Source organism: Sphingomonas lutea, from assembly GCF_014396785.1.
Taxonomy (GTDB): Bacteria; Pseudomonadota; Alphaproteobacteria; order Sphingomonadales; family Sphingomonadaceae; genus Sphingomicrobium; species Sphingomicrobium luteum.
In genome coordinates this window covers 1,758,469-1,782,172 of the sequence record NZ_CP060718.1, presented here as the reverse complement: position 1 = coordinate 1,782,172, position 23,704 = coordinate 1,758,469, and the positions used below count along the sequence as shown (strand labels likewise).

Here is a 23,704-nt window from a genome sequence, read left to right as displayed (position 1 = left end):
AACGCCACCCTCTCCCCGCGGGGGAGAAGGGGCCTTCCATGCGCCTGACCACCCGCGCCATCGTCTGCGCGCTGCGGACCCATGGCGAGCATGGCGCGATCGTGCGCCTGATGACCCCAGGCGAGGGGCTGGTTGCGGCATATGTCCGCGGTGCCGGGGGCCGGCGCATGCGGCCGATGCTGATCGGCGGTAATGTGGTCCAAGCGCAGCTGTCGGCCCGCACCGACTCGCAGCTGCCCCACGCGGCGCTGGAGCTGTTGCATAGCCGCGGCCCGCTCCTGTCCGAGCCGATTCCGTCCGCCGCGATCGAATGGGCGACTGTGCTCACCGCAGCGGCGCTTCCGGAGGGGCAATCCTATCCGCGGCTATATGCGTTGCTCGACGGATTGCTGGAAGCGATCGAAGCCGCACCGTCCGCCGCGGGGTGGGGCGCCGCCCTGGTGCAATATGAATTGCTCCTGCTCGCCGAAATGGGCTTCGGCCTCGACCTCGACACTTGCGCGGTGTCGGGGTCGCGCGACGACGTTGTCGCGGTCAGCCCCGCCTCGGGACGCGCGGTCAGTGCGCTTCACGCCGAACCCTATGCCGAAAAGCTGTTCCCCCTGCCCGCGTTCATGCGCGCGGGCGGGCGGGGCACGTGGGAAGATATCGCCCAAGGGCTCGATATCACGGGGCATTTCATGGCCCGCGACATCCTTACCGGGCGCTCGGCGCACTTGCTCGACGCGCGGGCGCGGCTCGTCGAACGGTTGCGCCGCGCGGGCGGTCTTGCTTAGGTGGCGCGGTGATGGACGACACATTGGCGATGCTGTTTCCGAACGTTGCGCTGACCCGCGGAATCGCGGTCAGGGTGGCGGTCAGCTATCTCGCCGAACAATCCGACCCCGCGTCGCAACGCTGGTTCTGGTCGTATCACGTGCGTATCGAAAACGGCGGCGACGTGGCGGTGCAGCTGTTGTCGCGCAGCTGGCGCATCGTGGACGGGCGCGGCACGGTTCATGAGGTGCATGGCGAAGGCGTGGTGGGCGAAATGCCGCTGATCGGCCCCGGCGCCAGCTTCGACTATGTGTCAGGCTGCCCGCTTGATACGCCGAGTGGTGAGATGTCCGGCACGTATCGCATGGTCGATGAGGACGGAACGGCCTTCGATGTCGACATTCCGCGCTTCCCGCTGCTTAGCGCCTAGGCCCTTGCAGCTTCTTGATGCGGCAGTCGTTTAGGGCCGGATGTTCATGTTTTCCCGCAAGCCTGCCTATCCGTCCGGTCCCCGAATTACCGTGCCTATGTGATTGGCGACGTGCATGGTCGTCTCGACCTGCTTGAGCAGCTCCTCGGCCGTATCGAGGCGGATATGTCCGCGCGGAAGAACGCGGACATCGTTTTGGCATTCGTCGGCGACCTGATCGACCGTGGTCCCAGTTCCGCGCAAGTCGTTGAGCGCCTTCGCAATTATGGTCATGAGGGAGTCCGGACCGTCTTCCTGCTGGGCAACCACGAGGAAGTCCTGTTGCGGATCCTTGCGGGCGAAGACGATCTGATCAATGGCTGGCTTCGATTTGGCGGTGCCGAATGCCTGCGCAGCTACGGTGAAGAGCCGGGCGAGATCCGATCGCTTTCAGCCGATCATGCCCTCGCGCGGATCCGGGCGGCGATCCCGGAGGAGCATAAGACGTTCCTGGAAAGCTTCGGGGACACCTTCAAATTCGGCGACTATCTTTTCGTTCATGCGGGCGTTCGTCCCGGTGTCGATCTCGATTCGCAGCTTCAGAAGGACTTGCGATGGATCCGCGACCCGTTCCTTCTGCACGAGGGCGATCATGGATTCGTTGTTGTCCACGGCCACACGATCTGCAAGGAGGTCGAGGAGCGTCCCAATCGCATCGGCATCGACACCGGCGCTTATGCCACCGGCGTCCTGACGGCCCTTGCGATCGATCAGGGTAAGCGTTGGTTCATCGACACTCGGCAATCGGCAGGCGCCCCAATTCCGGCCGCGCATTGATTCGCTCCATCATGGGGATTACTCACGCCGTGCCGGGGAATCTCGTTCGATTGGGGGTAGTGCGCGTTCTTCTGCGAGGTGATTCAGTGTCTCTAGCCCCGATATCCACGCGTCAACGATTCTTGACGCTGCCCGCTTTGTCGCTGCTTTGCGTGCTTACGGCATGCGCCGAAGGCCGTGGCGGCCCCATTCCTTACAATGTCGCGCTTCCGTTGCCCGACGCCCCGACGGTGGTCCCGCTCGAGACCGGATACCGCATCGCACCCCTCGACAAGGTCGAGATCAAGGTGCTCAAGATGACCGATCTCAGCAGCGACTATACGGTGGATCTCGCCGGCAATATCTCGATGCCGCTGATTGGCGAGGTAAAGGCGGTCAACCTTTCGACCGCCGAGCTGGACCGCGAGCTGACCGCTCGACTTGGCGAGAAATACCTTGAGAATCCTGACGTCAGCGTCGGCATCAAGGAGTCGACGACGCGCGTCGTTACCGTCGATGGCGCGGTACGTGAACCGGGCGCTTTCCCGACCATCGGGTCGAGCAGCCTGCTGCGCGCGGTCGCGCTTGCCAAGGGGACGACAGAGGACGCCAATCCGCGCCGGATCGCGGTTTTCCGCACCGTCAACGGTCAGCGCCAGGCCGCCGCGTTCGATCTGGTCGCCATTCGCCGCGGGCAAATGGAGGATCCCAAGCTTTATCCGGGCGATATCGTCGTGGTCGACGGATCCGCCATCAAGGAGACGTTCAAGCGCATCCTTCAGGGCTTTCCGTTGTTTGCAGCTTTTCGACCGTTCTAAGATGACGGGCGTAAGTCTAATCCGGAGTTTCGGTAATTGAATAATAGCATCACCGTTCCGGACCAGGGGCCGTGGCCGATCCAGCAATATCTTCCCGGTGGCGCGTCGCAGCTCCAGCCGGGGCAGAGGGTCTATTCCGCCGCCAACATCCTCGACCTCAACTCTTTCCTGCGGATCGTCCAGCATTGGCGCTGGCTGATCCTTGCTGCGGTTGCGGTGGGGGTTGCCGTGGCAATCGTCGTTACCCTGCTGACAACGCCGGTCTACCGTTCGTCGGTCACGCTGGAAGCCAACCCCCCGAGCGTGTCCGTGAGCGAGGACGACACGCGAGAACGCGAACGGACGAGCACCAATTCTTTCGATTTCATCGCGACGCAGGCGGGCCTCCTGGCCAGCAAGAGCGTCGCCCAGCGGACTGCGCAGGAACTGAACCTCGCCAATAATGCCGATTTCGTGCCGCAGGATGCCGATGCCAGCACCCGGCTGAAGATGGCGACCGCGAAAGTCCATGGGGGGCTTCGAGTCATTCCGCCGGAAGAGGGGCAGCTGATCCGTTTCAGCTATTCGGACACCTCCCCGCAGCTCGCGGCCATGATTGCCAACGGCATTGCGGACAGCTTCATCAACTCCGCGCTTCAGCGACGCTACGAGGCGTCGGCCTATGCGCGCAATTTCCTCGAACGGCAGATTTCAAAGACTCGCGGCGATCTCGAAAAGTCCGAACGAGCGCTGGTTGCTTATGCGCAGGCGCAAGGCATCATCACCACCGCGCAAGGGACGGACGGCAAGCCCGCGTCGGACGCCAGCTCGCTGCAAGGGGAATCGCTCATTGCGCTGAACCGGGCCTTGTCGGAAGCGACGGCGCGCCGGGTTGCGGCGGAGGGCGCCTACCGTCAGTCCCAGTCGGTTGGACAGACCAGCGATGTCACCGCGAGCACCCAGGCCTTGCGACAGCAGCGTGCGCTGCTTCAGGCCGATTACCAGCAGAAGCGGACCTTCATGAAGCCGGACCATCCGGAGATGCTGGCACTGCAGTCACAGATTAACGAGCTTGACGCCGCCATCTCGCGCGAAGGCGGTCAAATGCAATCGGGGCGGACCAATAGTTTGCTGGCCGACTATCGCGCGGCTCAATCCGCCGAACAGGCGCTTCAGGCGCGAGTGGCGCAGCTCAAGGGCGCGGTGCTGAACCTTCGCGGTCGCAGCATCCAGTACAACATCTATCAGCGGGAGGTGGATACCAACCGCAGCCTCTACGACGCGCTCTTGCAACGCTACAAGCAGATCGGCGTTGCCGGCGGCATCGGGGTTGCGCCCGTCTCGGTGGTCGATCGCGGTGAAGTTCCAGGCGCGCCGTTCAAGCCCAATCTGCTGTTCAATCTGTTGGCGGGCATCGCATTCGGGCTGCTCGCCGGCATTGCGGGCGCGGTGGGCCTCGAATTCATCAACGATACGATCAAAACGCGGGAGGATATCCGCACAAAGCTGCAGCTGGCGTGCCTCGGCACCGTGCCCAGGACGGCGGCGAAGGATACGTTCGTCGAAGATTTGAAAAATCCGACATCCATGGTCTCGGAAGCCTATTCGGCAATCGTCGCCGCGCTCCGCTACAGCACGGAATCGGGGATGCCCAAGGTGCTGCTGATGACCAGCACGCGACCCGCCGAGGGCAAGTCCTCCAGCGCCTTGGCCATTGCGCAGAACCTGGCGCGCCGCGAACGGCGCGTACTTCTGATCGATGGCGACTTGCGCAAGCCCGCCTTCAAGTCCGCCAATGACAAGGTCGGCCTCAGCAAGCTCCTGACCACCGAAGACAGTGTTGCTGCGCATGTGGTCGAAACCCAGCATGAGAAACTTTGGCTGCTGCCAAGCGGGCCGGTCCCGCCGAACCCCGCCGACCTCCTCGCCACCGGCCGCATCCGCAAGGTGATCGCCGAGGCAGAAGGCATGTTCGATGTGATCGTGATCGACGGCCCGCCGACCCTGGGGCTGGCCGACTCGCCGTTGCTTTCGGCGGTTGCGGGCAACGTCCTCTTCGCGATCGAAAGCGGCAAGACCCGCACGCGCGCCGCGATCGAAGCGCTCAACCGGCTGGAAGCGACCGGCACGCACGTCCTGGGCGCGATCCTGACCAAGTCGACCGAGCATCGTGGGGGCTACGGCTACAAGGGCTATGGTTATGGCTACGGCTATGGCTACGGGCAGGAAAAGGTGCGCGGGAAGCGGACCGAAATCCTGATGATCCCGCAGGATAGCGACGCCTGATCGACGCGCCGCGATGAGTGCACCGATGGCCGTGCGTCGCATTCTGGTTGCGGTGATTGCCGTGCTTGTGGCTGCCCAAATCGTGCGGCAGGGGATGGTCGATAGCTTCGCCGCCTTGCGCCCCGAGACTGCAGCGGCGGTTTGGCCGGGACATCCGGACGTGCGAATAGCGCAGGGCATGACCTCGATCGCCGCGGCGACGCGCGCACGGCAACCCATTCCGGACGCGGTCTTGGCCGGGATCGCCAAGACGGCCGCAAAAGCGCCGCTTGCGCCCGAACCGTATCTCGTCCGCGGTATCCAAGCCCAGCTTGGCGGCGACGTGGCGTCGGCGCTGCGCGCATTCGCCGCCGCCAGGTCCCGCGACCCGCAATCGCTCCCCGCGCGGTATTTTCTGGCTGACCTCTATCTTCGCCAGGGCAATGCTGCGGCGGGCTTGCGCGAAATTGCCGTCCTTGCGCGGCTCGCGCCCAACGGCGTCGCGAGCCTTGCCCCTTATGTCGCGACATTCGCGTCGCAGCGCGCAACCTGGCCGCAGCTGCGGGCCTTGTTCCGGGCCGAACCTTTGCTCGAGCAAGCCACCATGCAGGCGCTCGCCGCCGATGCCGCCAACGCCGAGGCGGTCCTCGCTTTGTCAACGCGTAAGAGCGCGGGCGTCATCTGGCTGCCGCAACTCATCGACAATCTCGTGCGGGTCGGACGCTATGCCGAAGCCAGGCGCGTATGGATGGCTGTCTCAGGCGCCCGCCCGGGCACTGCGCTGCTGTTCGATCCCACCTTCAGCGACGGCACGGCGCCGCCGCCCTTCAATTGGAGCCTGACCTCGTCCGGCGTGGGCCTTGCCGAGCGGCAGCGCGGTGGCGGGCTCCACGTCATCTACCACGGGCGCGAAGACGGAGTGCTGGCGGCTCAGCTTACCCTGCTGCGGCCCGGCCGTTACCGCCTTGCGGCACCCGCTTCAGGCAGTGGTGCGCGAAGTGCAGGCCTGCGCTGGCGGATATGGTGCGTCAGCACGAACAGCGAAATCGCGTTGCGGGCACTCAAGGACATGGGGGCCAAAGGGTTTGTCTTCGACATCGCGGGCAATTGCCCCGCGCAGCGCGTCGAGCTGGTGGGTTCGGCCGCCGACATGCCCCAGCCCAGCGACGTCATCGTGCGTGAGGTTCGCCTGACCCGGGACGGCGCCGATGGCTGACCGAATGCGCCACGGGGTCGCCCCGCTCTACCTCCTGATGTGCCTGACGCTTGGCGGCAGCGCGCAAGGCATCTGGACCAACGTCCTGCTGCAGCTAACGGGGGTCGCGATCATCGCCTGGTCGGCGCTCGCACCGCCAAGCGAACCGCTGACGGGCAAGGCGCGCGCATTGGCCTGGCTAGCGCTGGCCGCGCTGATCGTGGTCGTCCTCCAATTGATCCCGCTGCCCGCTGCAATCTGGTCTGGCCTTGGTGGACGCGCGGGCCTGGCCGCCGACTTTCGCATCCTAGGACAGCCGCTCCCGGCGATGTCGCTATCCTTGACGCCGCACGACACGATCGCGACTGTGCTGCGCGCGATCCCGGCGGTCGCCATGTACTGCGCCGTCGTCCGCCTGCGCGCCTATCGCGGGACGTGGCTGGCGCTGGCGCTGATCCTTGCCACGCTCGCCGCGATCCTGCTTGGCGTGCTTCAGGTCGCCGGCGGTGAGGACGGGACCTCTTCGTGGTATTTTTATCCGCAATCGTCGTTCGGGCTTGCCGTCGGCTTCTTTGCCAACGCCAACCATATGGGGCAGCTGCTGGTCGTCAGCCTGCCATTCATCGCCGCGCTGTTCGTCGCCGCGCGCGGGCGCAAGACGCAGCAACGGGCGGGGATCGCCGCCGTGCTGGTCGGTGTCGCGCTCGTCGTTGCCGTCGGCATCGCGCTCAATCGCTCCGCGGCTGCGCTGATCCTTGCCGTGCCGGCCGCGGGGGCCAGCCTGATGCTGTTGCCGCGGGCGCGGAACATGGTTCGCGGCTGGGCCGTGCCGGTGCTGGCCTTGCTTGCCGTTGCCGCGGGGGCAGTCGCGCTGGGCCCGGTCGGCGATCGCATGCTTGGGTCTTCAGTGTCGGTCAGTGCGCGCGCCGAAATGGCGCGGACGACGATCGCCGCCGCGCGCGAATTCTTGCCGTTCGGGTCCGGCCTCGGCACCTTCCGCCCGGTGTATCGGTACTACGAGGATCCCGACACGACCGACCGCGTGGCCACCAATCACGCGCACAACGACTATCTCGAACTGGCGCTTGAGCTGGGCCTTCCGGGGATCTTGCTGATCGTTGCATTTCTCGGCTGGTGGGCGCTCACCGCCGGTGGGGTGTGGCGGTCAGCGGCCTCGTCGCCTTTTGCCCGGGCCGCAGCGATCGCATCCGCCGCGATCCTGCTGCACAGCCTGGTCGATTATCCGCTGCGCACCGCCGCGCTGGGCGCCGTCTTCGCGATGTGCCTCGGCCTGATGACCGTTGCCCTGCGCAAGCGCGAGGACGCGACCGCGCTTCGTCCGACGCGTCATATGGGGATCGGCTAGTTCCCGGATCGAGGGTGGCTGGTGAGCCCTGCTGGATTCGAACCAGCGACCTACTGATTAAAAGTCAGTTGCTCTACCGACTGAGCTAAGGGCCCACGCGCCTCGCGCCGGTTACCCGCGCCGGGCGCGTCGGGCAAGGCGGTGCGCAAGATGGCGCACGCTTAATCCGCCTTCGACCCGCCATCCGGGCGCAATGGCGGCGAGCGGCTGGAGCACGAAGCTACGCGTCGCAAGCGCACGATGTGGAATGGTCAGGCCACGCTGCCGAAATTTCCCCCCGCTCCACAAGACGATGTCGAGGTCGAGCACGCGCGCCCCCCAGCGGCGACCGCGGCGGCGGCCGAATTCGCCCTCGACCGCCTTGAGCTGGGCGAGCAGCTCGAGCGGATCGAGATCGCTCTCGACGATCGCGACGGCATTGGCGAAGTCGCGCCCCGCGCCGCCATGCGCGGCGTTGAGGACGATCGGCGAGGCGTCGAACAGCCCAAAGTCGCGGTCGAGCCGGGCAATCGCCGCCTCAACCACGCCCGTCGGGCGACCGTGACGGCCGTGCGGGCGGTTCGAACCGATGGCGATGGCGTAAAGGTGATTGATGGTTGGCAAGGCGTATGTTCGTCCTGAGCGAAGTCGAAGGGCGTTAGCCGTGACGGACGCAGAAAAGAACGCCCTTCGACAAGCTCAGGACGAACGGTAAGTGGGAGGGGTGACCGCAATACAACCCGCCGACCGATCGCCGCTGCCGCAAGCCGAAGCGCCGCGCGACTGCCCTTTATGCCCGCGGCTGGTGGCGCTGCGGCACGAATGCCGCGCCGAGCATCTCGACTGGTGGAACGCGCCCGTACCGGCGTTCGGCGATCCCCAGGCCTGGCTGGCGATCATCGGCCTTGCGCCCGGCAAGCACGGTGCCAACCGTACCGGGCGGCCGTTCACCGGGGATTACGCCGGGGACCTGCTTTACGCGACCCTGCTCAAGTTCGGGCTGGCCGAAGGCGAGTATCGCGCCGACCCCGGCGACGGGCTGCGCTTGAAGGGCGCGATCATCCTCAACGCCGTCAAATGCCTGCCGCCGCAGAACAAGACGCTGCCGCAGGAAGAAGCCAATTGTCGGCCATTCCTGATGGAGGGGATTGCGTCGCTGCCGCGGCTGACCACCTTCATCGCCCTTGGAAAGGTCGCGCACGACAGCTTGTGCCGGTCGTTCGAAGTGCCGGTTGCACGAACCAAATTCGCGCATGGTGCAACGCACGCGCTTCCCGGCAGCAGGCGGTTGATCGATAGCTACCACTGCAGCCGCTACAACCAGAATACGCGGCGGCTCGACGCGGCCATGTTTGAGGCGGTATTTACGACGGCCCTCAAACGTCCTGCGTAAGCCGCCCGTAAAGCTCGGGCCGCCGGTCTCTGAAAAACCCAAATGCCGCACGGTGTTTCTTGGCGGCGGCGAGGTCGAGCTCCGCGACCAGCACGCCGGTCTCCTCCGCGCCAAATTCCGCCAGCATGTCGCCGCGTTCGTCGCAGATGAAGCTGTGGCCGTAGAAGCGCTGGCCGTGTTCGGTGCCGATGCGGTTGGCGGCGACGACGGGGACCACGTTCGACACCGCATGGCCGATCATCGCCCGGCGCCATAGCCGGCTGGTGTCGAGGTCGGGATCGTGCGGCTCGGTGCCGATCGCGGTCGGGTAAAACAATATGTCCGCGCCCATCAGCACCATCGCGCGCGCGGTTTCGGGATACCATTGGTCCCAGCACACGCCGACGCCGAGTGTCGCCTTGTGCGGCCCGTCCCACACTTTGAAGCCCGTATTCCCGGGGCGGAAGTAGAATTTCTCCTCATAGCCTGGGCCGTCGGGGATGTGGCTCTTGCGATAGACGCCTGCGACGCTGCCGTCGGGACCGACCATCGCGAGGCTGTTGTAATGGTGCGGGCCGTCGAGCTCGAAAAAGCTGGTCGGGATCCAGATTTTCAGCTCCGCGGCGAGCTCCTGCATCGCCAGCACCGACGGGTGCTCCGCCGTCGGGCGCGCGGTGGCGAACAGGCTCTCGTCCTCGACGCGGCAGAAATAGGGGCCTTCGAATAGTTCAGGTGGCAACACGACCTCGGCGCCTTTCGCCGCAGCCTCGCGCACGAGATCGCTCACCGCGCGGATGTTGGCGGCGGTGTCCTCGGTGAACGCGAGCTGGAGCGCGGCGACTGTGAGCTTGGTCATGGCGCGCACATAGGGAGTATTCGCACTTCGCCCAACCCGCTCATGCTAGTAGCCGCAACAGCGGCGTATCGAACCACCCGCGGTCCTTCGATACGCGTCTTTGATACTACTCAGGATGAGCGGGTGAGGGGCGTCAGACTGGCACCTGCTGGCTGATGCAGTGAAAGCTGCCCCCGCCGGTCAGGATGTGATCCGCGCGCAGGCCCACCGCGCGGCGATCGGGGAAGAGGGCCTGCACCACATCCACCGCCGCGCGGTCGTTGGGCGCACCATATTGCGGGACCACCACCGCGGCATTGCCGATGTAGAAATTCATATAGCTCGCCGGGATGATGTCGCCGTCTTCGCTCTGGATGCGCCCCGGCGAGGGGAGGTTGACGATATCGAGCCGGGTGCCGCGCAGCCGCTTCGCCGCGTCGCGATAGACGGCCTCGTTGGGATCATCCCTCGCGGGCGTCGGAATCGCCACGCGGCCGGGCGCGACGAACCGCGCGAGATTGTCGACATGGCCGTCGGTATGGTCGTTGACCAGGCCCTCGCCGAGCCAGATCACCTGATCGAAGCCGAGGTCGCGCAGCAACCGCGCCTCGACCTCGTCGCGGCCGAGCGCGTTGCGATTGGGGTTGAGCAGGCATTGCTCGGTGGTGATGGCCGTTCCCGATCCGTCATGGTCGATCGCACCGCCCTCGAGAATCCAGTCGGCCTTCGCATATGGCAGCCCGGCATGCGTAGCGAGGCGCTCCCCGATGCTGTCGTCGCCGGGCAGATCGTACTTTCCGCCCCAGCCGTTGAAGCAAAAGCCCTGCGCGCGCCGCGCCTTGCCCGTTCCCGTGACGATCGCGCCCGTATCGCGCAGCCAGATGTCGCCGAACGGCTCGACCAGAATGTCGGCGAAAGGCGCGAGCCGGCGCGCCGCGGCGGCGGCGTCCTCATGCGCCACGACGAGGATCACCCGCTCGCCCGCACCGCCGGCATGGACCGCCTCGGCAAACGCCGCGACTTCGCACTCCGCCTCTTTCAAATCCGCAAGCCACAGCTCGGGATCGCTCGGAAATCCGATCCACACCGTCTCATGCGGCGCCCATTCGGGAAGTGGCGGTTGCACCATGGTGCCGCGCGCTAGCAACAAAAAAGGCGACCCGCGAGGGCCGCCCTGATTGTCCGTGCCGAACCCAAGGTCAGCGCGAGTAGAATTCGATCACGAGATTGGGCTCCATCCGCACCGGATAGGGCACTTCGTCGAGCTTGGGCACGCGGGTGAAGGTGACCTTCGAGGTGCCGTCGGGAACGACGTAATCAGGAATGTCGCGCTCGGCGAGGCTTTGCGCTTCGATGACCAGCGCCATTTCCTGCGCCTTCGAACCCAGCTCGACCACGTCATTCACGTTCACGCGGCGGCTGGCGATGTTGCACTTCACGCCGTTGACGCGGATGTGGCCGTGGCTGACCAGCTGGCGCGCGGCCCAGATCGTCGGCGCGAACTTGGCGCGGTAAACGACCATGTCGAGGCGCTGCTCAAGCAGACCGATGAGATTCTGGCTGGCGTCGCCCTTCATGCGGCTGGCGTCGAAATAATTCTTCTTGAACTGCTTTTCGGTGATGTCGCCGTAATAGCCCTTGAGCTTCTGCTTGGCGCGCAGCTGGATGCCGAAGTCACTAATCTTGCTCTTGCGGCGCTGGCCGTGCTGACCGGGACCATATTCGCGGCGGTTGACCGGGCTCTTGGGGCGTCCGAAGACATTTTCGCCCATGCGGCGGTCGAGCTTATATTTGGCGCTGGTGCGCTTCGTCACAGTTCATTCTCCAATTCGCGTTTCGAGTATGTCCGGAACCGCACCGCCAGGCCAAGATGCCTGACGCGACCACCGCTTCACCGGACGTGCAGGGTCAATTGCGAGCGGCGCACCTAGGCGAGAGGTGCCAAGAGGTCAAGTTTCGGAGCGGTTCCGGCTTGGCCCGACGAGGGCACGGATGATGCCGCGCACCGCCTTGACCTCGCGCGACGACCAGCCGGTCTTGGTGAAGATGGTGCGGATGGTGTTGCGTGTCGCCTGGGTCCGCGACGGCGGATGGAAATAGCCTTTCGCAACGAGTTCGGCGTCGAGCTGGTTGATCAGCCCGTCGATCTCGCCGTGCGGTGCTGGGGTTTCGAGCTCCTTCGCTGGGGGTTGCGACAAGGCAGATCGCCGCGACCATTCATAGGCCAGCAGGATCACCGCCTGGGCGAGGTTGAGCGAGCCGAAATCGGGATTGATCGGCACCGTGACGATGGCGTTGGCGAGCGCCACGTCCTCGGTCTCCAGCCCCGAACGTTCGGGCCCGAACAGGATCGCGGAGCGCTGGGGCGATGCATGGATTTGCGTCGCCATCTCCTCCGGCCCGATGACGGGCATGACGAGGTCGCGGCGGCGGACGGTGGAGGCGAAAACCAACGCGCAATCAGCGATGGCGGCTTCGACTGTGTCGAACAGTTGGGCGCGTTCGAGCACGATGTCGGCGCCGCTGGCCGAGGGGCCCGCGTCGGGGTTGGGCCAGCCATCGCGCGGGGTGACAAGGCGCAGTTCGGTAAGGCCGAAGTTGAGCATGGCGCGGGCGGCCTTACCGATGTTCTGGCCGAGCTGGGGGCGGACGAGGATGATGATTGGCGGAGTCATTGACGGCGTGCGTCCTTCGATACGCGCCCTTCGCTATTGCTTCGTTCGCTACTCAGGATGAGCGGGATATTTTCATCGTGTTCAGCCCGCTCATCCTGAGTAGCCGCCACCGGCGGCGTATCGAAGGACGCACGGACGAAGAGCTTGCGGGACAGGACCTGAACCCCGTCCCAATCCCCCCGGATCAGCGCCTCCTTTTTCGCGCGGGACCAGCCCTTGATTTGCCGCTCGGCATCGAGCGCTTCCCCGCGGGTCGTGAACTCCTGGCTCCACACCCGCGTCACCGGCAGGCGCGTGTTCGTGTATCCTTCGATCAGCCCCGATTGGTGGGCACCGATCCGGACGTCCAACTCTTCGGTGTGTCCCACGTAATAGCTACCGTCCGCACAGCGCAAAATGTACGCCCAGAAGCTCAAATCAGCTTGTCCTGCCCGGGCGGCACCGCCTCCTTCTCCACACGCTCGGCGATTTCGGCGAAGTCGCCGGGGTCGCTGAAGTCCTTGTAGATGCTCGCAAAACGGATGTAGGCGACGTGGTCGAGCGCCTTGAGACCGGTCATCACCGCCTCTCCGATCTGCGCGGTTTTTACTTCGTCGCCGCGGGTCTCGAGCTGACGCTGGACGCCGCTGATCAGGCGGTCGATCTTCTCGGGCGAGATCTCGCGCTTGCGGGTGGCGTGGCCGATGGCGCGCGCGAGCTTGTCGCGGTCGAACGGCTGACGCTTGCCGTCCTTCTTGAGCACCGTCAGTTCGCGCAATTGCACCCGCTCAAAGGTGGTGAAGCGCGCCCCGCAAGCCTCGCACTGGCGGCGGCGGCGGATCGCGGATGCGTCCTCGCTCGGGCGGCTGTCCTTAACCTGGCTGTCTTCGTGGGCGCAGAAGGGGCAGCGCATCAGCTATAAATAGGAAAGCGCGCGCAAAGATCACGCACCCGGGCGTTGACCGCGCGCTCGACTTCGCCGTTATTCTCGGGGCCATTCTTGACGAGGCCGTCGAGGACGTCGGCAACCATGTCGCCGATCTCCCGGAATTCCGCCTCGCCGAAGCCGCGCGTGGTGCCCGCGGGAGATCCGACGCGAATGCCGCTGGTCTTCATCGGCGGCAGCGGATCGAACGGGACGCCGTTCTTGTTGCAGGTGATGCCGGAATGCTCGAGGCTTTCGTCGGCGTCCTTGCCGGTCAGGCCAAGCGGGCGCAGGTCGACCAGTGCCAGGTGCGTGTCGGTGCCGCCCGCAACGAGATCCGCGCCGCGTTCCTTGAGGCGGCCAGCAAGCGTGCGGGCGTTGGCGATCACCGCCTTGGCGTAGGTCTTGAATTCGGGCTGGAGCGCCTCGCCGAACGCAACCGCCTTGGCGGCGATGACGTGCATCAGCGGGCCGCCCTGAAGGCCGGGGAAGACGGCCGAATTGATCTTCTTGGCAATGGCTTCGTCATCGGTCAGCACCATGCCGCCGCGCGGGCCGCGCAGCGTCTTGTGCGTGGTCGTGGTGACGACATGCGCATGGCCAAACGGCGAGGGATGCTCGCCCGCGGCGACGAGGCCGGCGAAGTGCGCCATGTCGACCATGAAGGTCGCCCCGACTTCATCGGCAATGGCGCGGAAGCGGGCGAAGTCGATGTGGCGCGGATAGGCCGAACCACCGGCGATGATGAGGGTCGGGCGATGCGCCTTGGCAAGAGCCTCGACCTCATCGAAATCGATCAGATCGTCGTCGCGCCGGACGCCATATTGAACGGCGTTGAACCATTTGCCCGACAAAGCGGGCTTGGCGCCGTGCGTGAGGTGGCCACCGGCGTCGAGGCTCATGCCCAGGATCGTGTCGCCGGGCTTGGTCAGCGCCAGCATCACCGCGCCATTGGCCTGCGCGCCCGAATGCGGCTGGACGTTGGCGAAGCCGCAGCCGAACAATTGCTTGGCGCGCTCGATCGCCAGCGTCTCGACCGTATCCGACGGCCCGCAGCCCTGATAATAGCGGCGGCCGGGATAGCCTTCCGCATATTTGTTGGTGAGCACCGAGCCCTGCGCTTCGAGCACCGCGCGGCTGACGATATTTTCCGACGCGATCAGCTCGATTTGGGTCTGCTCGCGTTCGAGCTCCGCCTTGATCCCCGCGTCAACCGCTGGATCGGAGGCGGCGACGCCGTTGCTGAAGAACCCCGCGGGCACGCGATAGTTAAGGTCGGACACAAGTTCGGCGGCGGTGGCCATCAGTCGGAATCCTGCAGAAGGTGAGACAGTTGATCGACGCGCCGCTGATGGCGGCCGCCGGCGAAATCGGTGCCGAGGAACGCGCTGACGCAGGCCTTGGCCATGTCCGGCCCGACCAGCCGAGCGCCCAGGGCGAGGACGTTGGCGTCATTATGCTCACGGGCGAGCGCGGCCGACAGCGGGTCGTCGACGCGGGCGCAGCGGCATTTGGGCTCGCGATTGACGGCGATCGAGATGCCGATCCCCGAGCCGCAGACGGCAACACCGCGCTCGGCCTCCCCCGACGCCACGGCGCGCGCGAGCTTCGAGCCATATTCGGGATAGTCGACGCTGTCGGGCGCATTGGTGCCAAGGTCGACGACCTCATGCCCCTGCTCGCGCAGCCAGGCGGCGAGTTCGTCCTTCAGTTGAAATCCGGCATGGTCGGCGGCGAGGGCGATGCGCATCCGGCGTTCCTAGACGGGCCAGCCGGGCAGCGGAAAGTCACAAAAGGTCGCGGTGTTCACGCGCGAGGCCGGGGCAGGCCGTCGCAGAGGCGAAAAGTCACTAAAGGTCGCACTGCTCACGCGCGCAACTGCGGCAAGCTGCCGCGCTTGGCGAAAGCCGCCAAAGCTCGCCGCCGTGCTCAGGCGCGACAACGGGGCGAGCCGTTGCGCATGCGGAATGACGAATGTTGGAGGAAGTGCGGCCACGGCCCGCGCTTAACCGAAAGTGGCGGCTGTAGGACAGTGCGAAGTTCAGGCGGCGAGCCGAATCTCCTGGCGGCTCCAGATTTCCACCAATGCGGCGGTCAGCGAGTCCATCATGTCCGCCCTGTGATGGGGACCGGGTGTGAAGCGCAGCCGCTCGGTCCCGCGCGGGACGGTGGGGAAATTGATCGGCTGAACGTAGAAGCCATATTCGGCAAGCAGGATGTCGCTGATGCGCTTGGCCTTGACCGGGCAGCCGACCAGCAGCGGCACGATATGCGTGACGCTGGGCATCAGCGGCAGGCCGGCTTCACCGAATTTCTCCTTGAGCATCGCCGCCGATTGCTGCTGCGCCTCACGCTCGGCGGCGCTGACCTTGAGGTGGCGGACGCTGGCAAGCGCGCCGGCGACGAGCACCGGCGACAGCGAAGTGGTGAAGATGAAGCCGGGCGCATAGCTGCGAATGCAGTCAATGATCATGCGTGACGCGGTGACGTAGCCGCCCATCACGCCGAACGCCTTGCCGAGCGTGCCTTCGATCAGGGTTACCCGCTGTGCGACTCCGTCGCGCTCGGAAATCCCGCCGCCGCGCGCGCCGTACATGCCGACGGCGTGGACTTCGTCGAGGTAAGTGAGGGCGTTATACTTGTCGGCGAGGTCGCAGATGGCCGCGATCGGCGCGATGTCGCCGTCCATCGAATAGACGCTTTCGAACGCGATCAGCTTGGGCGTTTCGGGATCTTCCTCGCGCAGCAATTGCTCGAGATGGTCGAGGTCATTGTGCTTGAAGACGCGCTTCTCGCAGCCCGAATTCTTGATCCCCGCGATCATCGAGGCGTGATTGAGCTCGTCAGAGAAGATGACGCAGCCGGGAAGGAGCTTGCCGAGCGTCGACAGCGCGGCTTCGTTCGAGACATAGCCCGAGGTGAAGAGCAGCGCCGCTTCCTTGTGGTGAAGGTCGGCGAGCTCGGCTTCGAGCTGGATGTGGAAGTGGGTGTTGCCGCCGATGTTGCGCGTGCCGCCCGAGCCGGCGCCGACGTCGTGCAGCGCGGCCTCCATCGCCGCAATCACGTCCGGGTGCTGGCCCATGCCGAGATAGTCGTTGGAGCACCACACGGTGATCGGCTTGGGGCCATTGCCGCCGAAGCAGCGCGCGTTGGGATATTGCCCCTTAGTGCGCAGGATATCGATGAACACGCGGTACCGGCCTTCTTCGTGAAGGCGGTCGATCGCGGACTGGAAGATGGCGTCGTAATTCAAGGATCGGCCTCGCTTGGCCGGGCCTTTAGCGACCGTGCTCGCGATTTTCCATAGCGAACGACTCGCAACTTCCTCCCTCTCCCCGGCAGAGAGTGAGAGAGAGAGAGAGAGGGACTATAGGGTCTGCACCTCATGAAGGCCGTAGCGCGCAAGTGCGGCCGCCAGCGCCGGCGACGGCGGCTCGCCGGTGAAGACCGCGATGCCGGGCGGCGGCGCCTCGGGCCAGGGCTGGCCGCGGGTGAGGAAGGCGATGCGGCGGGCAATGCCGGGCCCGCCGTCGACCAGGGCGACGCCGGGATGCGCCGCGCGCAGCTCGTCGGCGAGCAGGGGGAAGTGGGTGCAGGCGAGGACGATGGTGTCGATCTGTGCGCCGCGGTCGGCGGCGAACATCGGCTTGGTCGCGGCGGCGATGTCGGCGACCGAGACTGCACCTCCCGACAGCTTGGCCTCGGCAAGCTCGACCAGCGCGGGGGAGCCCTGGCGGATGAGGGTGCAGTCGGCGGCGAAGCGCGCGGCAAGGTCGTCGACATAAGGCTGGCGGACGGTCGCCTCGGTACCGAGCACGCCGATCACGCGGCTGCGCGATTGCTCGGCGGCGGGCTTGATCGCGGGGACGGTGCCGACGACCGGCACGTCGAGCGCGGAGCGGACGTGGTCGAGCGCAATGGTCGATGCGGTGTTGCAGGCGATCACCGCAAGGCGTGGGCGGAAGCGCTCGACCAGCCGACCGAGAAGCGCCGGCACGCGGCTCGCAATCTCCGCCTCGCTGCGCTTGCCGTAGGGGAAGCCGGCGCTGTCGGCGACGTAGACGGTCGGGGCCGAGGGCAGCAGAGCCCGCGTCGGCCCGAGCACCGACAAGCCGCCGACGCCGGAGTCGAAGAAGAGGAGGGGGGCGGTGGAAGAGATTATCATCCTCCCCTCGGGTTCGAGGGGAGGGGGACCAGCGAAGCTGGTGGAGGGGTTCTTTCGCAGCATCGCTGAAGGATGCCGGCTACGACCCCATCCAGATTATCGCGAACTTCAGACGCGGAAATCCGCAGCGTGGCGATGCTCCTGCCCGCGGCCCACTTATCTCGGGACGCATCGCGTTGCGGGTTGGTCCCGCAGTCATGAGCGAAGCCGTCGATCTCGATCGCGAGAAGCGCGCGGTGACAGTAGAAGTCGAAGATGAACGGATCGTCCGGGCGCTGCCGACGGAATTTGAAGCCGTGCGGACGAGTGCGGAGCACGCCCCAAAGCCGAATTTCGGGCGAGCTCATCTTGCGGCGATAATTGCGTGCTTGTGTGACCGACACCCGAAGAACCCCTCCACCATGCTAACGCATGGTCCCCCTCCCCAGCAACTGCTGGGGAGGATGTGAGGCAGCGTCGCGCCTTCGGTAGGAGATTGCGCCGTCGTCACCGTTTGCTACCACCCGGCTCGTGACGACCGAGATGATCCTTGCACTGGCGATCGGCTATGCGTTCGGGTCGATTCCGTTCGGGCTGGTGCTCGCGCGGCTCGGCGGCAAGGGCGACGTGCGCAAGATCGGGTCGGGCAATATCGGCGCGACCAACGTGTTGCGCACGGGCAGCCGCTGGCTGGCGGCGCTGACGCTGGTCCTCGACTGCCTCAAGGCGACGGCGGCGATCTTGCTGGTCGAAAACCTGTTCGACCGGCAGATTGCGCCCTTCGCGGCCTTCGGTGCGCTCATCGGGCACCTTTATCCCGTCTGGCTCAGGTTTCGCGGCGGCAAGGGCGTCGCGACCTTCCTGGGCGTCCTCATTCCCCTCATCCCCGCGGCCGCAATCATCTATGCGGCCGCGTGGGTCATGCTGCTTCTGACGATCCGAATCTCGTCGGTTGCGGGCATGGCTGCAGCGGTCAGTGCGCCGATCACTGCCGCGATCATCGGTAACGACAAGCTCCTCCCAATGCTGCTCGGTTTTGCGGTGCTGATCCTATGGAAGCACCGCGAAAACATCCTTCGCCTGAAGGCTGGGACCGAGCCACGCATTGGGAAGGGCAAGGATTGAACGAACAGCTTGTCGATCAGCTTCGGCTGGTCCGCACCCCCGGCATCGGGCCGGTCACCTATCGCCAGTTGATCCGCCGCTTCGGCGACGCGACGGCGGCGCTGGCGGGCGTTCCCGACCTTGCCCGGCGCGGGGGTGGTACGCCGCCCAAGCTATGCAGCCGCGAGCAAGCGGAGCGCGAGATGGCGGCCGTCGAGAAGCTCGGCGCGCGTTATCTGGCGCTGGGTGAGGGACTGTATCCGCGTGCGCTGGCGCAGCTTGACGATGCGCCGCCGCTGCTGATCGCACGCGGGCAGGCCAAGCTGCTCGACCGGCGGATGGTGGCGATGGTCGGCGCGCGCAATGCCTCGGCCGCGGCGTGCCGCTTCGCGCGCGGGCTGGCGCACGACTTGGGCAGCAGGATTTCGTGGTCGTGTCGGGGCTTGCGCGGGGAATCGACAGCGCGGCGCATGACGGGGCGATCGGGACGGGCACGATCGGGGTCATCGCAGGGGGCATCGACGTCTTCTATCCGCCCGAAAACCAGGCGCGGCAGGAAGCGATGTTCGTCCGCGGCCTGGTGCTTGCGGAGATGCCGCCGGGGACCGAGCCGCGCGCGCGGCACTTCCCCTATCGCAACCGCATCATCGCGGGCCTGGCCGCGGGCACGGTGGTGGTCGAGGCCGCGCCGCGATCGGGATCGTTGATCACCGCGCGGCTGGCCGCCGAGGCGGGGCGCGAGGTGATGGCGGTGCCTGGCTCGCCGCTCGATCCGCGCGCGCAGGGCTGCAACCAGCTGATCCGCAACGGCGCGACGCTGGTGCAAAACGCGGCGGACGTGGCCGAGGTGCTGACGCCGATGCTGTCGCGCGTGGCGTCGGCGGCGAGCATGTTCGAACCCGCCCCGCTCGAAGACCCCGACGATCGGCTGATCGGCGCGGTCGATGCGTTGCTTGGGCCCTCACCGGTGCCGGTCGACGAGATCATCCGCTTGTCGGGCGGTTCGCCGGGCGCGGTGCAGATGGCCTTGCTCGAGCTCGACCTTGCCGGGCGGCTCGAGCGGCACGCCGGCAACAAGGTCAGCCTGCGCGACTGACGGTCACGGCACCCAGCGGTTGCGGCGGATCCAGCGCGTGGCGAGGAACTTGGTGCCGGCGGTCACTGGCAAGCCGGCGTGCTCCGACAAGGGCTCGGGCGCGTCGCCGTCGCCGGTGTTGCGGAACAGGAGGACGTCGCCCAGCCGCCCGCGGACCTTGAGGCCGGTGCGGACGAAGGCCGTCTCCCCGCCATCATAATCGTCGTTGAGATAGATGAGGGCGGTGAAGATGCGGGGATTGTCCGCGCCTTCGACGAAATCGAAATGCGGGCGATATTCCTGGCCCGGGGCGTAGCGCAGCGCCTGCAGCGCCTCGCCCTGGTCGAAACGCGTGCCGGTGATCGCGGCAATGCGGCGGTTGATGGCATGCACCGCGGGATCCTCGATCAGCCAGTAGATGGTCGATCCGTGAGACGTGCGGATAGTGTCGCGAACCAGCTCGCGGGCCGTGTTGTAGACGGTCGACGGCTGATAGCCGGGCGATGCGATGTCGATCAGGTAGGTGCATTCATCGGGCGTCAGCAGCTGGCGGAAGAGGCGCGCTTCGGGCCGATCGGAGAGGCTTTCGCCGTCCGCCGCGTCGGCCGGGTCGCCGTTGGCGTCGAGCGCCATGCGGCGGATGAGGTCGAGCGCGCGGCGGCGCTGCGGAATGAGGCGGGCTTCATCCTCGAGCCGCTCGAAAGCCATCGGCCAGTTGCGCTCGCCGGCGATCCCCGAGGCCATCAGGTTGGTGGTGGTCAGCGCCGCCTGCGCATTGCCGAGCGAGGCGGCATATTGGAACAGCAGACGCCCGCGCGGCGGATCGGAGGCGACCTGGTTGCCGCTCCAGGTGAGGATGCCGAGCGCGTTGAGCGCGTCGGGGTCGCCGGCGGAGGCAATGCGGCGGATGGTCTCGACGGCATTTGCGCCGTCGCCCGCCTCGAACCGGGCGATCGCCTGTTTCAATTCCTGATTCATTGCCGCCACCATAGCGTGAAGGAGCGGCTTGACGAGGTGAATCCCGGCGCACCACCTTACGCGTATGCGTGAGGGATCAAATTGAAGCTGGTCGTCGTCGAATCGCCCGCCAAGGCGAAAACCATCGAAAAATATCTTGGGCCGGGGCACCGCGTGCTCGCCTCGTTCGGCCACGTGCGCGACCTTCCGCCCAAGGACGGCTCGGTCGATCCCGACGCGGCGTTCGAAATGCTGTGGCAGGTCTCGCCCGACCGCGCCAAGCAGCTGCGGGCGATCACCGACGAGGCGAAGGGCGCGGACACCTTGATCCTCGCCACCGACCCCGATCGCGAAGGCGAGGCGATCAGCTGGCACGTGCAGGAAGTGCTGCGGGGCAAGAAGGCGCTCCCCGCCGACGTCCGGCGCGTGACCTTCAACGCCATCACCAAGAGCGCGGTGACCGAGGCGATGGGCAAGCCGCGCGCGCTCGATACCGACCTGATCGATGCCTATCGGGCGCGCCGGGCGCTCGACTATCTGGTCGGGTTTACGCTGTCGCCGATCCTGTGGCGCAAGCTGCCCGGCGCCAAGTCGGCGGGCCGGGTGCAATCGGTCGCGCTGCGCCTGATCGTCGACCGCGAGCGCGAGATCGAAATCTTCCGCCCTCAGGAATATTGGTCGGTGTCGGCCAGCTTCGAAAGTGCGGGGCAGCCATTCACCGCGCGGCTCGTCCAGCTTGACGGCAAGAAGATCGAGCGGCTGACGATCGGCAACAAGGGCGATGCGGACGCGGCCAAGGCGGCGGTCGAGGCGGGGCGCTTCAGCGTCTCCTCGGTCGAAACCAAGCCCTTCGCCAAGAACCCGCCGCCGCCGTTTACGACATCGACCCTGCAGCAGGAGGCCGCGCGCAAGCTCGGCTTTGCCGCAAGCCACACAATGCGCGTGGCACAGGGCCTCTATGAAGAGGGCCTGATCACCTACATGCGGACCGACGGCGTCGATATGGCGCCCGAGGCCGTGAGCGCGGCGCGCAAGGCGATCGCCAACCGCTATGACGCCGGATACGTCCCGGACAAGCCGCGCCATTACACGAGCAAGGCGAAGAACGCGCAGGAAGCGCACGAGGCGATCCGCCCGACCGATTTCGACCGCGCCAAGGCCGCGTCTGGCGACCACGCGCGGCTGTACGAGCTGGTCTACAACCGCGCGCTGGCGAGCCAGATGGCGTCCGCGCGGCTCGAGCGGACGACGGTCGAGCTGAGCGACGGGACTGGCCGGGCGGTGCTTCGGGCGACGGGGCAAGTGGTGCTCTTCCCCGGCTTCATGGCGCTCTACGACGAAGGCCGCGATGATGCGCAAGATGAGGAAAGCGCGCGCATGCCCTTGCTGCGCGAAGGCGACGCGCCGGCCAACACCGGCGTCGAGGCCACGCAGCATTTCACACAGCCGCCGCCGCGCTATTCGGAAGCGAGCCTGGTCAAGCGGCTCGAGGAATTGGGGATCGGCCGGCCGTCGACCTATGCTTCGATCCTGCAGACCCTCAAAGACCGCGAATATGTGCGCGTCGACAAGGCGCGCTTCATCCCCGAGGAAAGCGGGCGGCTGGTCACGGCCTTCCTTGAGCGCTTCTTCGAACGCTATGTCAGCTACGATTACACCGCCGAACTCGAGGAAGAGCTGGACGACGTGTCGGGCGGCCGGCTCGAATGGCAAAAACTGCTCGACATGTTCTGGCGCGACTTCAAGCCCAAGGCGGGCGAGGTCATGGAGCAGAAGCCGTCAGAGATCACCCAGGCGCTCGACGAGTTCCTGGCGCCGTGGCTCTACCCGCCGCGCGAGGACGGAAGCGATCAGCGGATCTGCCCCAATTGCGGCAACGGGCGGCTGTCGCTTCGGGGCGGCAAATTCGGCGCGTTCGTCGCCTGCTCCAACTATCCCGAATGCCGTTACACGCAGAAATTCGGGCAGGGCGGAGCCGAGGGCGGCGCCAGCGACGGCCCGCAGGACCTGGGTGAGGGCATCTTGCTCAAGACCGGGCGCTTTGGCCCCTATGTCGAGCGCGGCGAGGGCAAGGACGCCAAGCGCGCCTCGATCCCCAAGGACATTCCGCTCGACGACGTGAATCTGGAGGTCGCGGAGCGGTTGCTGTCGTTGCCGCGCGAAATCGGCGCGCATCCCGAGACAGGCGAGCCGATTACAGCGTCGATCGGGCGTTACGGCCCGTACCTTGCCCACAACGGCAAGTATGCGAAGCTCGCTTCGACCGCCGAAGTGTTCGAGACGGGCATGAACGCCGCGGTCGCCAAGCTGGCCGATGCGGCGGCGGGCGGCGGGCGTGGTCGCGGTGCGGCGCGCGAGCCGATCGCGGTGCTGGGCAAGCATCCGAACGGCAACGAAGTGAAGGTGATGGAAGGGCGCTACGGGCCGTACGTCAGCGACGGGACGACCCATGCGACCCTGCCCAAGGGCGCCGACCCCAAGGGCATCGTGCTGGACGAAGCCGTCCGCCTGATCGACGAGCGCGCAGCGAAGGGGCCGGCCAAGAAGAAGGGCGGCCGCAAGCCGGCGAGGAAGAAGGCGAAATGATCGACATCGAGCTGCAGCGCCTGCCGCATGGCGAGGGATTGCCGGCGCCGGCCTATGCGACCGATGGCGCGGCGGGGCTCGACGTCGTCGCGGCGGAGGACCTGACGCTGAATCCGGGCCAGCGCCACGCGGTCGCTACGGGTTTCGCGATCGCCATTCCCGAAGGCTATGAGGTGCAGGTACGCCCGCGCTCGGGGCTTGCGCTCAAGCATGGCATCACCTGCCTCAACACGCCGGGCACGATCGATCATGACTATCGCGGTGAAGTGAAGGTCATCCTCGCCAACCTCGGCAGCGAGCCGTTCGCGGTGCGCCGCGGCGAGCGGATCGCGCAGCTGGTGCCGGCGCCAGTGCTCAAGGCCGCATTCCGCGAGGTGGAAGTGTTGAGCGAAACCAGCCGGGGCGCCGGGGGCTTCGGGAGCACGGGTACGTGATACACGTCCGCCCCGGCAGTTGCCGGGGAGGGGGA

24 protein-coding genes, 1 tRNA gene and 1 pseudogene are annotated in these 23,704 nt (G+C 66.3%); 12 read left to right on the top strand and 14 right to left on the bottom strand.

All coding sequences use genetic code 11. The features are described from left to right. Nucleotides 1-38: 38 nt before the first annotated feature. The 7 genes from recO to H9L13_RS09190 all read left to right on the top strand — a co-directional run bounded on the left by recO (nt 39) and on the right by H9L13_RS09190 (nt 7,604). Nucleotides 39-776 carry a DNA repair protein RecO gene (gene recO / locus H9L13_RS09220; RefSeq protein WP_187537427.1) on the top strand — a complete coding sequence of 246 codons (738 nt, stop codon included), beginning with the start codon at nt 39-41 and terminating at the stop codon, nt 774-776. 11 nt (nt 777-787) lie between these two features. After that, nucleotides 788-1,186: a Co2+/Mg2+ efflux protein ApaG gene (gene apaG, locus H9L13_RS09215; protein WP_235090870.1), complete on the top strand. Its 399-nt coding sequence runs from the start codon at nt 788-790 to the stop codon at nt 1,184-1,186. Between the two features lie 99 nt (nt 1,187-1,285). Beyond that, entirely contained in the window at nt 1,286-2,002 is a 717-nt protein-coding gene (locus tag H9L13_RS09210; RefSeq protein ID WP_187537426.1) for a metallophosphoesterase, read from the top strand. Between the two features lie 152 nt (nt 2,003-2,154). Further along, nucleotides 2,155-2,799 (top strand): polysaccharide biosynthesis/export family protein, encoded by a 645-nt coding sequence (locus H9L13_RS09205; RefSeq protein ID WP_187537425.1) that lies wholly within the window; start codon nt 2,155-2,157, stop codon nt 2,797-2,799. Nucleotides 2,800-2,835: 36 nt separating this feature from the next. Continuing rightward, the gene (locus H9L13_RS09200) at nt 2,836-5,064 is read left to right on the top strand and encodes a GumC family protein (RefSeq protein WP_187537424.1); all 2,229 of its coding nucleotides are present in this window, start codon (nt 2,836-2,838) and stop codon (nt 5,062-5,064) included. A 25-nt stretch (nt 5,065-5,089) separates the two neighbouring features. After that, complete coding sequence (locus tag H9L13_RS09195; protein WP_187537423.1) at nt 5,090-6,259, top strand: tetratricopeptide repeat protein; 1,170 nt, start codon at nt 5,090-5,092, stop codon at nt 6,257-6,259. After that, on the top strand, nt 6,252-7,604 hold the full coding sequence (locus H9L13_RS09190; protein ID WP_187537422.1) for an O-antigen ligase family protein: 1,353 nt from the start codon (nt 6,252-6,254) through the stop codon (nt 7,602-7,604). The genes H9L13_RS09195 and H9L13_RS09190 overlap by 8 nt, the downstream gene beginning before the upstream one ends. A 19-nt stretch (nt 7,605-7,623) precedes the next feature. Here the strand turns inward: H9L13_RS09190 and H9L13_RS09185 are convergent. Then, nucleotides 7,624-7,699, bottom strand: a tRNA-Lys gene (locus H9L13_RS09185). A 16-nt stretch (nt 7,700-7,715) separates the two neighbouring features. Further along, a complete protein-coding gene (folK, locus tag H9L13_RS09180; RefSeq protein WP_235090868.1) occupies nt 7,716-8,207 on the bottom strand; it encodes a 2-amino-4-hydroxy-6-hydroxymethyldihydropteridine diphosphokinase in 492 nt (163 codons plus the stop codon). Between the two features lie 100 nt (nt 8,208-8,307). On the opposite strand from folK, the gene H9L13_RS09175 reads away from it, so the two are divergent. Further along, entirely contained in the window at nt 8,308-8,976 is a 669-nt protein-coding gene (locus H9L13_RS09175; RefSeq protein WP_235090867.1) for a uracil-DNA glycosylase, read from the top strand. Here H9L13_RS09175 and aguB read toward each other — a convergent pair. From aguB to H9L13_RS09120, 11 genes are all read right to left on the bottom strand, one after another. Beyond that, the gene (gene aguB / locus H9L13_RS09170) at nt 8,960-9,811 is read right to left on the bottom strand and encodes an N-carbamoylputrescine amidase (protein ID WP_187537421.1); all 852 of its coding nucleotides are present in this window, start codon (nt 9,809-9,811) and stop codon (nt 8,960-8,962) included. The genes H9L13_RS09175 and aguB overlap by 17 nt on opposite strands. A gap of 133 nt (nt 9,812-9,944) precedes the next feature. Then, the gene (locus H9L13_RS09165; protein WP_187537420.1) at nt 9,945-10,919 is read right to left on the bottom strand and encodes an agmatine deiminase family protein; all 975 of its coding nucleotides are present in this window, start codon (nt 10,917-10,919) and stop codon (nt 9,945-9,947) included. 70 nt (nt 10,920-10,989) lie between these two features. Next, nucleotides 10,990-11,604 carry a 30S ribosomal protein S4 gene (rpsD, locus tag H9L13_RS09160; protein WP_187537419.1) on the bottom strand — a complete coding sequence of 205 codons (615 nt, stop codon included), beginning with the start codon at nt 11,602-11,604 and terminating at the stop codon, nt 10,990-10,992. A gap of 135 nt (nt 11,605-11,739) precedes the next feature. Continuing rightward, on the bottom strand, nt 11,740-12,465 hold the full coding sequence (locus H9L13_RS09155) for an RNA methyltransferase (RefSeq protein WP_187537418.1): 726 nt from the start codon (nt 12,463-12,465) through the stop codon (nt 11,740-11,742). After that, nucleotides 12,462-12,881 (bottom strand): GIY-YIG nuclease family protein, encoded by a 420-nt coding sequence (locus H9L13_RS09150; RefSeq protein WP_187537417.1) that lies wholly within the window; start codon nt 12,879-12,881, stop codon nt 12,462-12,464. The genes H9L13_RS09155 and H9L13_RS09150 overlap by 4 nt, the downstream gene beginning before the upstream one ends. Then, entirely contained in the window at nt 12,878-13,357 is a 480-nt protein-coding gene (gene nrdR, locus H9L13_RS09145) for a transcriptional regulator NrdR (RefSeq protein ID WP_187537416.1), read from the bottom strand. The genes H9L13_RS09150 and nrdR overlap by 4 nt, the downstream gene beginning before the upstream one ends. Continuing rightward, nucleotides 13,357-14,673 carry a serine hydroxymethyltransferase gene (locus H9L13_RS09140; protein ID WP_187537415.1) on the bottom strand — a complete coding sequence of 439 codons (1,317 nt, stop codon included), beginning with the start codon at nt 14,671-14,673 and terminating at the stop codon, nt 13,357-13,359. The genes nrdR and H9L13_RS09140 overlap by 1 nt, the downstream gene beginning before the upstream one ends. Then, nucleotides 14,673-15,119, bottom strand: coding sequence for a ribose 5-phosphate isomerase B (gene rpiB / locus H9L13_RS09135; RefSeq protein WP_187537414.1), 447 nt, complete (start codon nt 15,117-15,119; stop codon nt 14,673-14,675). The genes H9L13_RS09140 and rpiB overlap by 1 nt, the downstream gene beginning before the upstream one ends. A 291-nt stretch (nt 15,120-15,410) precedes the next feature. After that, nucleotides 15,411-16,622, bottom strand: coding sequence for a 5-aminolevulinate synthase (hemA, locus tag H9L13_RS09130; protein WP_187537413.1), 1,212 nt, complete (start codon nt 16,620-16,622; stop codon nt 15,411-15,413). Nucleotides 16,623-16,736: 114 nt separating this feature from the next. Further along, nucleotides 16,737-17,534 (bottom strand): glutamate racemase, encoded by a 798-nt coding sequence (gene murI / locus H9L13_RS09125; RefSeq protein ID WP_187537412.1) that lies wholly within the window; start codon nt 17,532-17,534, stop codon nt 16,737-16,739. Continuing rightward, nucleotides 17,531-17,881 carry an endonuclease domain-containing protein gene (locus H9L13_RS09120; protein ID WP_187537411.1) on the bottom strand — a complete coding sequence of 117 codons (351 nt, stop codon included), beginning with the start codon at nt 17,879-17,881 and terminating at the stop codon, nt 17,531-17,533. The genes murI and H9L13_RS09120 overlap by 4 nt, the downstream gene beginning before the upstream one ends. Nucleotides 17,882-18,056: 175 nt before the next feature. On the opposite strand from H9L13_RS09120, the gene plsY reads away from it, so the two are divergent. Together plsY and dprA are read left to right on the top strand one after the other, a co-directional pair. Then, nucleotides 18,057-18,638, top strand: a complete 582-nt coding sequence (plsY, locus tag H9L13_RS09115; protein ID WP_187537410.1) for a glycerol-3-phosphate 1-O-acyltransferase PlsY — start codon at nt 18,057-18,059, stop codon at nt 18,636-18,638. After that, nucleotides 18,635-19,713, top strand: a pseudogene (dprA, locus tag H9L13_RS09110) (DNA-processing protein DprA). The gene plsY and the pseudogene dprA overlap by 4 nt, the downstream one beginning before the upstream one ends. A 3-nt stretch (nt 19,714-19,716) precedes the next feature. Here the strand turns inward: dprA and H9L13_RS09105 are convergent. Next, on the bottom strand, nt 19,717-20,670 hold the full coding sequence (locus H9L13_RS09105) for a 2OG-Fe(II) oxygenase (protein WP_187537409.1): 954 nt from the start codon (nt 20,668-20,670) through the stop codon (nt 19,717-19,719). A gap of 81 nt (nt 20,671-20,751) precedes the next feature. Between H9L13_RS09105 and topA the strand changes: the two genes are divergently transcribed. Further along, nucleotides 20,752-23,235: a type I DNA topoisomerase gene (gene topA, locus H9L13_RS09100; RefSeq protein ID WP_187537408.1), complete on the top strand. Its 2,484-nt coding sequence runs from the start codon at nt 20,752-20,754 to the stop codon at nt 23,233-23,235. Continuing rightward, nucleotides 23,232-23,669 (top strand): dUTP diphosphatase, encoded by a 438-nt coding sequence (gene dut, locus H9L13_RS09095; protein WP_187537407.1) that lies wholly within the window; start codon nt 23,232-23,234, stop codon nt 23,667-23,669. Before topA ends, dut begins: the two co-directional genes overlap by 4 nt. The last annotated feature ends 35 nt before the right edge of the window (nt 23,670-23,704 follow it).

Coding starts and splice junctions, on each gene's coding strand:
- recO (WP_187537427.1), top strand. CDS start 39: ATGCGCCTGACCACCCGCGCCATCGTCTGCGCGCTGCGGACCCATGGC.
- apaG (WP_235090870.1), top strand. CDS start 788: ATGGACGACACATTGGCGATGCTGTTTCCGAACGTTGCGCTGACCCGC.
- H9L13_RS09195 (WP_187537423.1), top strand. CDS start 5,090: ATGGCCGTGCGTCGCATTCTGGTTGCGGTGATTGCCGTGCTTGTGGCT.
- H9L13_RS09190 (WP_187537422.1), top strand. CDS start 6,252: ATGGCTGACCGAATGCGCCACGGGGTCGCCCCGCTCTACCTCCTGATG.
- aguB (WP_187537421.1), bottom strand. CDS start 9,811: ATGACCAAGCTCACAGTCGCCGCGCTCCAGCTCGCGTTCACCGAGGAC.
- H9L13_RS09165 (WP_187537420.1), bottom strand. CDS start 10,919: ATGGTGCAACCGCCACTTCCCGAATGGGCGCCGCATGAGACGGTGTGG.
- H9L13_RS09155 (WP_187537418.1), bottom strand. CDS start 12,465: ATGACTCCGCCAATCATCATCCTCGTCCGCCCCCAGCTCGGCCAGAAC.
- nrdR (WP_187537416.1), bottom strand. CDS start 13,357: ATGCGCTGCCCCTTCTGCGCCCACGAAGACAGCCAGGTTAAGGACAGC.
- H9L13_RS09140 (WP_187537415.1), bottom strand. CDS start 14,673: ATGGCCACCGCCGCCGAACTTGTGTCCGACCTTAACTATCGCGTGCCC.
- rpiB (WP_187537414.1), bottom strand. CDS start 15,119: ATGCGCATCGCCCTCGCCGCCGACCATGCCGGATTTCAACTGAAGGAC.
- murI (WP_187537412.1), bottom strand. CDS start 17,534: ATGATAATCTCTTCCACCGCCCCCCTCCTCTTCTTCGACTCCGGCGTC.
- H9L13_RS09120 (WP_187537411.1), bottom strand. CDS start 17,881: ATGAGCTCGCCCGAAATTCGGCTTTGGGGCGTGCTCCGCACTCGTCCG.
- plsY (WP_187537410.1), top strand. CDS start 18,057: ATGATCCTTGCACTGGCGATCGGCTATGCGTTCGGGTCGATTCCGTTC.
- H9L13_RS09105 (WP_187537409.1), bottom strand. CDS start 20,670: ATGAATCAGGAATTGAAACAGGCGATCGCCCGGTTCGAGGCGGGCGAC.
- dut (WP_187537407.1), top strand. CDS start 23,232: ATGATCGACATCGAGCTGCAGCGCCTGCCGCATGGCGAGGGATTGCCG.